The organism is Mycobacterium sp. (assembly GCF_035314905.1).
GTDB lineage: Bacteria > Actinomycetota > Actinomycetes > Mycobacteriales > Mycobacteriaceae > Mycobacterium.
This window is the reverse complement of sequence record NZ_DATFYW010000186.1, coordinates 1-7,779: the sequence shown is the minus strand read 5'-3', so window position 1 is coordinate 7,779 and position 7,779 is coordinate 1. Positions and strand designations below refer to the sequence as shown.

The following is a 7,779-nucleotide window of genomic DNA, read 5'->3' as shown; positions in this document are numbered from 1 at the left end:
AGTTCATGTTCCAAGGGTCGCCGTAGGTGGTGACGCTGTCACCCGCTTTGGAGATGAGCCGCGCGAACGGGCGCAGCAGCACACCGCCGGCCGCGCCGGTCACCGTGCCGTGCGCGTTGGACACCGCCACCGCGCCGTCCGCACCGGTGACGTCCACCGAGAACGTGGCGACCTCCTGAATACCGGGGCCGTTGCCCAGGTTGGCGGAGACCGACACGCCGGGGAACAGCGGCGGCGAGGTCACGACCAGGTTTGGTGTGGGCGCGATGGCCGTCTGGTCGAGGTTGATGTTGGGCGTGGTGTAGCTGAAGTTCACCCCCACCCCCAGCGACCACGGGAACCCGATCTGATAACCCAGCTCCAGCGTCCCGGCGAATTGGGCGGCGTTGGGGCCGGTGACGTGGTAGACGGCCTTGCCGGAGTGAAACCACTCCCGGGTCAGCCGGTTGCGGTCCAGCGGATAGACACCGTTGAGGAAGGTGTCCCACTGCTCGATGTCGAGGGTGTCGCCGCCGCCGTCGACCAGGGTCAGCTGATTGTCCATCCCGGCGTGGGACGTGCCGTGCCCCACGAACAGTGCCGCCATGGCGGCGACGAGTGCCGCGAGCACCCGACCCATAGCTTTCATGTCTCGCCTCTCTTTGAGAAACCGTTCTCAGGCATTTGGAACACTCCATTAACGCCTGGCTCAGGATCAACATAAGTAACATCGCCGCATCGCCGACGTTCGTAACAGGCGAGCCGGCTAGCTCGGCGCTCCGGTCAGCACGCAGTGGGTGCGGCTGTAGATCGTCGGCATGCACTGGTTGCAGTGCGTGCACGCCGACCGCACGGAGTGCCGGTCGCCATCGGCGGCGATCCGGTTGATCAGGTCCGGCTCGGCGAGCAGCGCGCGCGCCATCGCGACGAACTGGAAGCCCTCCGCCATCGCGAGGTCCATCGTCTCGCGGTTGGTGATCCCACCGAGCAGGATCAGCGGCATCGTGAGTTCCGCGCGAAACTTGCGGGCCTGGTCGAGCAGATACGCGTCGCGGTACGGGTATTGACGCAAGAAGTTCTTGCCCAACATCCGCACACCCCAGCGCACCGGCGGCTTTAAGGCGTTGGCGAACTCCTTGACCGGCGCATCGCCGCGAAACATATACATCGGGTTGACGAGCGAGCTGCCGGCCGTCAACTTGATCGCGTCAAGTCCGCCGTCGTCCTGCAGCCACTTCGCCGTGGTCAGCGCCTCATCGACGGCGATGCCGCCACGGACCCCGTCGGACATGTTCAGCTTGGCCGTCACCGCGATCTGGTCTTTCACGGCGTCGCGGACCGCCATCACGACGCCGCGGGCCACCTTCGCGCGATTTTCCAGCGACCCGCCGAACTCGTCGTCCCGCCGGTTGATCAGCGGGCTCAGAAACGAGCTGCAGAAGTAGTTGTGGCCGAGATGGATTTCGACTGCGTCGAAGCCTGCATCGATCGCGAACCGGGCGGCGTCTGCGTGGGAGGCGATGACATCGCGGATGTCATCGGCGGTGGCCCTCTTGGCGAACCGCATCGCGATCGGGTTGAAGAACCGCACCGGCGCGAGTGCCTTGGCCCTGTTGGAGCGCGCGTCTGCCACCGGGCCGGCGTGGCCGATCTGCGCGCTGATCGCGGCGCCCTCGGCGTGGATCGCCTCGGTGAGCCGGCGCAGGCCCGGCACCGCCTCGGGGCGCATCCAGATCTGCCGGCCCTCCGTGCGCCCGCCCGGGGACACCGCGCAGTACGCGATCGTCGTCATGCCGACGCCACCGGCGGCCGGGCGGCGGTGAAAGTCGATCAGCTCGTCGGTCACCAACGCGTCGGGCGTCGCCGCCTCGAACGTCGCCGCTTTGATGATCCGGTTGCGCAGGGTGACGGGCCCGAGTTCGGCCGGGGCGAACACGTCGGGTGCGGCAGGCATATCGGGAGCCTGCCACAATGGCGTTCGTGAGCGCGACGGTGCTGGACGGCAAGGCCACCCGCGACGAGATCTTCGTCGACCTCACCGAACGGGTCGCCACGCTCGCCGCGGCCGGCTTCACGCCCGGGTTGGGCACGATCCTCGTCGGGGACGACCCCGGCTCGCAGGCCTACGTGCGCGGCAAGCACGCCGACTGCGCGAAGGTCGGCATCACGTCCATCCGCCGCGACCTGCCCGCCGACATCAGCCAGGCCAAGCTCGAGGACACCATCGACGAGCTGAACGCCAACCCGGAGTGCACCGGCTACATCGTGCAGTTGCCGCTGCCCAAGCACCTCGACGAGAACGCCGCGCTGGAACGCATCGACCCGGGCAAGGACGCCGACGGCCTGCATCCGACCAACTTGGGACGGCTGGTGCTGGGCAAGGCCGCGCCGCTGCCATGCACGCCGCGCGGAATCGTGCACCTGCTGCGCCGCTACGGAGTGGAGATCGCCGGCGCGCACGCAGTGATCATCGGGCGCGGGGTCACCGTGGGCCGCCCGCTCGGCCTGCTGCTGTCCCGCCGCTCCGAGAACGCGACAGTCACGTTGTGCCACACCGCAACCCGTCATCTTCCCGAGTTGACCCGCCAAGCCGACATCGTCGTCGCGGCGGTCGGGGTGCCGCACCTGGTGACGGCCGAAATGATCCGGCCCGGTGCGGCCGTGATCGACGTCGGGGTGACGCGCACGGAGGCCGGGCTGGTAGGGGACGTGCACCCCGATGTCTGGGAGGTCGCGGGTTTCGTGTCCCCAAATCCCGGCGGCGTCGGCCCGCTGACGCGGGCGTTTCTGCTGACGAACGTCGTCGAGCTTGCCGAGAGCCGCCTCGCGGGCGGGGCGACGTGACCGTCCGCGATACCACTCGCACCGTCGTCGGGAACCAGTGGCCGATCATCCTCGTCGGTCTGATCTTCGTCGTCGCTTTCGGCCTCGTGGTCACCGACTACTGGCGCCGCGGCTCCCTGCTGCTCGGTATCGGCGTCGGAGTCGCCGCCGCCCTGCGGCTCGTCCTCTCCGAGAACCGCGCGGGGCTGCTGGCGGTTCGTGGCCGGATGCTGGACTTCATGACTATGGCCCTGGTCAGCGCGGCGGTGATCTACATCGCCTGGACGATTGACCCGCTGGGCACGAGTTAGCGCGACACGCCGCTCGTCGTGCGCAATTCCGCCAGGCATGCCTTCGCGGCTCAGCCAGCGACCAGTCGACCTGGAGCAAGGCCGACATCACCGCCGGGCAGGTGATCGCGGCGACAGGCGTGCAGGCGGCCAGCAACGACAACCGGACGCTGGGTCAGATGGATCTGGTGGCCGCTCTGGAAGGCGGCGCCGAGTCGAGTCAGCCGCACGGCTTCGTCGCGGGGTCAGACGTCCTATCAGCACGCAATCCAGCGCGCAGTCGATTGCCACAGCGGCGTCGACGCGCGGGTGCGACCGCATTCCTGTGGCGGCGCCAAGCGGCGATCGTGCAGTGATACGTCGATGGCGTCTCGGCGGCTGCGTCGCAATGGATCTCGGCAGCACACGGCGCGGTTGAGCCCGCTACTTCGCGGGCAACCTGGGCCGGCTCTCCGGTGTCCGTCAGAGGTACGACCCGAATGCTGTGATGTTCTCGGGGCTGGCGCTCCAGAGATCTCACAGGCCACATCCGCCACGCCCGCAACGTCCAGGTCTTGTGACATGAATGCGAGAAGTGATAGCGCATGTGATATCACTTGCCGTTATTCAGGCTCCTAAATGTTCCAATGTCGCGCGAACGCACACCGTGACGTAGGGCAACGCCAGTCCGTTGGAATGCGCCAGGGCCGGATGTGTCGCGAGCAGTTCGCGCACCCGGTCAAGCGTCCTGGTCCGCACCTCGGTGGGCGAGGTGATGCAGTAGCTGCGGGATGCGACGAGGTCGACCAGCGCCTGCGGCGTCAGGTAATTGGTCCACTCGACCTGGTGCCGTTGCAGCCCGGTGAACAGTGCCGGCAGCGTGACCTGGTTGGTGAGATGATCCGGATCGTTTTCCTGGCCGATGATGCGGCCCAAGTCGCGTACCCAGCCGAGGCGCTCGTCGCGGGTGTTCCACACCAGCCCCAGCCTGCCTCCCGGCCGCAGCACGCGCGCCACCTCCGGCACGGCGCGCGACGGTTCGAACCAGTGCCAGGCCTGCGCGACGAGCACCGTGTCGACGCTGTTGTCGGCCAGCGGGATCTCTTCGGCGGTACCCAGCAGCGCCGGCGTGTCGGGCAGCGAATTGCTCAGCACCTCAAGCATTTCCGCGATGGGATCAACGGCAATGACGTTCAGCCCGCGCTCGACGAGCCGGGTCGTCAGCTTGCCGGTGCCTGCGCCCAGGTCGAGCACGTCACGCGCGCCGTCGGGTAGCAGCCAGTCGATGGCCTCGGGCGGGTAAGAGGGGCGGCCGCGCTCGTACGCCGCTGCTTGTGCACCGAACGACAGTGACCGCTGCGTGACGAGCTCCGCTGTCGGCTCTTCGCCCAAGGGCCTCGTCGCCATCACCGCGCCAACTTGAGCGTCTGCCGGATCAAATCTCCAACCGCTTCGGTCTCCAGCAGGAAACCGTCGTGGCCGTAGGGCGAATCGACCACGTTCAGACCGGTACAGCCGGGCAGCAGATCGGCCAGCTCTTCCTGCAGCCGCAGCGGATACAGCCGGTCGGACGTGATGCCGCCGACCACCACCGGCACCGGACAGCGCCGCAGCGCCTTGGGCACACCGCCGCGGCCCCGGCCGACGTCGTGGCTGTTCAACGCATCGGTGAGCACCACATAGCTGCCCGGGTCGAACCTGTCCACCAGCTTCGCGCCCTGATGCTCGAGGTAGCTCTGCACCGCGTACCGGCCGCCGGTCAGCGGATCCTCGTACCCCTGAGCCTGATTCGCGAATCTGCGATCGAGCTCCACCTCGCCCCGGTATGTCAGGTGGGCGAACCGGCGTGCGATGTCCATGCCGTCCGACGGCTCACGACCGGTGCCGTAGTAATCGCCGCCCTGCCAGTTGGGGTCGGCCTTGATCGCGGCTACCTGCGCGCTCTGCGTGCCGATCTGGTCGGCGGTGGCGCGTGCGCCGACCGCCAGCACCAGGCCGGCCCGAACGGAGTCTGGATGGCTGACGATCCACTCCAGCGCCCGCGCGCCGCCCATCGAACCGCCGACCACGGCGGCGACTTCGGTGATGCCCATCGCGGCCAGCGCGGCGACGTCGGCCTCGACCTGGTCGCGGACCGTCACAGGCGGAAACCTCGAGCCCCAAGGCTTTCCGTCGGGAGCGGGCGAGCTCGGGCCCGTCGAGCCGCGGCATCCGCCGAGCACGTTGGTGGCCACCGCGCACCACCGGTTGGTGTCGATCGGTGCGCCGCGGCCCGCCACGTCGTCCCACCAGCCCGGCGTCGGGTGGTCGGGGCCTGCCGGGCCGGTGATGTGCGAATCACCGGTCAGCGCATGCAACACCACCACGACGTTGTCGCGTGACGGCGACAGCTCACCCCAGCGCTGCACAGCGATGCGGACATCGTCGATCACCGCCCCGCTTTCCAGCGTCAGCGGGCCGATCTCCACCAGGCCGACCTCGCCTTCGGCGGGCAGCGTCACGGAGCGGTTCTCCTCTTCGCGCAAGCGCTCATGGGCAGGCACGTCGAAAATGGTCACGTCCACATCCTCAGAACGACGCCACTGTCTGCGGATCTCGTGCCGCCGTGAACGGTTTGGCCGCGGCGAAGCCACGCTCGAGGTCGGCAAGGATGTCGTCGATGCCCTCGATTCCGACGGCGAGCCGCACCAGGCCAGGCGTCACGCCGGTGGCCAACTGCTCGTCGGGGCTGAGCTGCGAATGCGTCGTCGACGCCGGGTGGATCACCAGCGAACGGACGTCACCGATGTTGGCGACATGGCTGTGCAGCGTCAGCGCGTTGACGAACGCCTTGCCGGCCTCGACACCGCCGGCCAGTTCGAACGCCAGCACGGCGCCGGTTCCCTTGGGCGCCAACTTCTTTCCAAGCTCGTACCACGGCGACGTGGGCAGGCCGGCGTAGTTCACCGAGATCACGTCGGGGTGATCGGCAAGGTACTCGGCAACCCTCTGGGCGTTGGCGACGTGCCGTTCGACGCGGAGGCTCAGCGTCTCCAAACCCAGCGCGACCAGGAACGCGTTGAACGGCGCGGCCGCCGACCCGAGGTCACGAAGCAGCTGGACCCTGGCCTTCAGCGCGAACGCGGGCGGCCCAAGCTGGGCGAACACCACGCCGTGATAGCTCGGGTCGGGGGTGGTGAAGCCGGGGAACTTGCCGTTGGTCCAGTCGAACGTGCCGCCGTCGACGATCACTCCCGCGATGGCTGCGCCGTGGCCGCCGAGGTACTTGGTGGCCGAGTGCACGACGATGTCCGCGCCGTGGCTTATCGGCTGGATCAGGTACGGGGTCGCGACTGTGTTGTCGACGATCAGCGGCACCCCGAGGTCATGCGCGACCGCCGCGACGCTCGGGATGTCCAGAATGTCGTTCTGCGGGTTGGAGATCGTCTCGCCGAAGAACGCTTTCGTGTTCGGCCGGGCGGCGGCGCGCCACGACTCGAGGTCGTCCGGGTCCTCGACGAAGCTCACCTCGATGCCGAGCTTGGGCAGCGAGTAGTGGAACAAGTTGTAGGTGCCGCCGTAGAGCCGCGGGCTGGACACCACGTGATCACCGCTGTTGGCCAGGTTCAGGATCGCGACCGTCTCGGCGGCCTGCCCCGAGGACAGGAACAGCGCGGCGACACCGTTTTCGAGCGCCGCGATGCGCTGCTCGACGACCGCGGTGGTCGGGTTCCCGATCCTGGTGTAGATGTTGCCTTCGGCCTCGAGACCGAACAACGCGGCCGCGTGGGCGGTGTCGTCGAATGTGTACGAGGTGGTCTGGTAGATCGGCAGCGCCCGCGCATTGGTTGCGATGTCGGGAGTCTGCCCGGCGTGGACCTGCTTGGTTTCGAACGCCCAACTCGCGGTCGGGTCGTCGAGTTCGTTGTCCAGGCTCATTGATCTTTTCTCCTGCGATGCTGGCCGGCCGTCAGCTGCTGACACGCCGGAACGACTGGGGTCGGGGTGGGGGTCAGCGACAGCTGCACATGGTGGGCCTCCGCATCAGGTTTCCCTGTCTAGTCCGGGGGCCCGTCTGGCGGACCCGCGCTTGCCGTGTAGCCCTAGGGGCTACTCAACCTGGTCATCACCCGGGGCACCCCACCGCGGTTGGAGGGTTGCCGGCCAGCGAGCCGGGGCTTGACGCTGGCACTCATGACCGATCACAAGCCTATCGCACACCGCGGACCGGTTGCCACCGGCGGCCGGTGACACGGCAATCGTCGGCGCCGCGGCCCGTCACGGATAGTGACCAATCCGGACCGCTCGGGGTTCAAGAATCTGTACCGCCGCGTACCCGCAAACCGCCAGCAAGGGTTACTGGCGGGTAGCCCAAGTTGACCGCTCATCGTGATCCCGCCCCCGGTACGCTGGCTCGCAGCGCGATCGCCATGGAGTAAATGCCGGCGTAGAAGGGGACTCGGACTGGATGTCCAAGATCAAGGTCGAAGGCACGGTAGTAGAGCTCGACGGCGACGAGATGACCCGAATTATCTGGAAGGCCATCAAGGACACGCTGATCTTTCCCTACCTCGACATCAACCTGGAGTACTACGACTTGGGCATCGAGAACCGCGATGCCACAGATGACCAGGTCACCGTCGACGCGGCGCATGCGATCGAGCGACACGGCGTCGGCGTGAAGTGCGCGACGATCACCCCGGACGAGGCGCGGGTCAAAGAGTTCAAC

At 67.7% G+C, this 7,779-nt stretch carries 8 protein-coding genes, 1 pseudogene and 1 riboswitch; of the genes and pseudogenes, 4 read left to right on the top strand and 5 right to left on the bottom strand.

Going from position 1 to position 7,779, the window contains the following annotated elements; genetic code table 11:
- The coding region (locus tag VKG81_RS16315) for an MspA family porin (protein ID WP_324397601.1) at window positions 1–628 on the bottom strand (628 nt) is incomplete at its 3' end.
- 117 nt (window positions 629–745) lie between these two features.
- Window positions 746–1,933: an NADH:flavin oxidoreductase gene (locus VKG81_RS16310; protein ID WP_324397600.1), complete on the bottom strand. Its 1,188-nt coding sequence runs from the start codon at window positions 1,931–1,933 to the stop codon at window positions 746–748.
- A 26-nt stretch (window positions 1,934–1,959) separates the two neighbouring features.
- Between VKG81_RS16310 and VKG81_RS16305 the strand changes: the two genes are divergently transcribed.
- From VKG81_RS16305 to VKG81_RS16295, 3 genes and pseudogenes are all read left to right on the top strand, one after another.
- Entirely contained in the window at window positions 1,960–2,823 is an 864-nt protein-coding gene (locus tag VKG81_RS16305) for a bifunctional methylenetetrahydrofolate dehydrogenase/methenyltetrahydrofolate cyclohydrolase (RefSeq protein ID WP_324397599.1), read from the top strand.
- A complete protein-coding gene (locus VKG81_RS16300; protein ID WP_324397598.1) occupies window positions 2,820–3,113 on the top strand; it encodes a DUF3017 domain-containing protein in 294 nt (97 codons plus the stop codon). Before VKG81_RS16305 ends, VKG81_RS16300 begins: the two co-directional genes overlap by 4 nt.
- Window positions 3,114–3,519: 406 nt before the next feature.
- A pseudogene (locus VKG81_RS16295) lies at window positions 3,520–3,657 on the top strand (hypothetical protein); the annotation flags it as partial.
- Between the two features lie 41 nt (window positions 3,658–3,698).
- Here the strand turns inward: VKG81_RS16295 and VKG81_RS16290 are convergent.
- Genes VKG81_RS16290 through VKG81_RS16280 form a run of 3 tightly spaced genes read right to left on the bottom strand, consistent with a single transcriptional unit; the run spans window position 3,699 to window position 6,989 of the window.
- Window positions 3,699–4,478: a class I SAM-dependent methyltransferase gene (locus VKG81_RS16290; RefSeq protein ID WP_324397597.1), complete on the bottom strand. Its 780-nt coding sequence runs from the start codon at window positions 4,476–4,478 to the stop codon at window positions 3,699–3,701.
- A complete protein-coding gene (gene metX, locus VKG81_RS16285) occupies window positions 4,478–5,629 on the bottom strand; it encodes a homoserine O-acetyltransferase MetX (protein ID WP_414685299.1) in 1,152 nt (383 codons plus the stop codon). The genes VKG81_RS16290 and metX overlap by 1 nt, the downstream gene beginning before the upstream one ends.
- Window positions 5,630–5,639: 10 nt before the next feature.
- The gene (locus VKG81_RS16280) at window positions 5,640–6,989 is read right to left on the bottom strand and encodes a bifunctional o-acetylhomoserine/o-acetylserine sulfhydrylase (protein ID WP_324397596.1); all 1,350 of its coding nucleotides are present in this window, start codon (window positions 6,987–6,989) and stop codon (window positions 5,640–5,642) included.
- Between the two features lie 142 nt (window positions 6,990–7,131).
- Window positions 7,132–7,250: riboswitch (SAM riboswitch) on the bottom strand.
- 268 nt (window positions 7,251–7,518) lie between these two features.
- On the opposite strand from VKG81_RS16280, the gene VKG81_RS16275 reads away from it, so the two are divergent.
- A partial coding sequence (locus tag VKG81_RS16275) for an isocitrate/isopropylmalate family dehydrogenase (RefSeq protein ID WP_324397595.1) occupies window positions 7,519–7,779 on the top strand: 261 nt, incomplete at its 3' end.

Excerpts from the sequence above, each read along its gene's own strand:
- VKG81_RS16280 (WP_324397596.1), bottom strand. The coding sequence starts at position 6,989 with ATGAGCCTGGACAACGAACTCGACGACCCGACCGCGAGTTGGGCGTTC.
- VKG81_RS16290 (WP_324397597.1), bottom strand. The coding sequence starts at position 4,478 with ATGGCGACGAGGCCCTTGGGCGAAGAGCCGACAGCGGAGCTCGTCACG.
- VKG81_RS16310 (WP_324397600.1), bottom strand. The coding sequence starts at position 1,933 with ATGCCTGCCGCACCCGACGTGTTCGCCCCGGCCGAACTCGGGCCCGTC.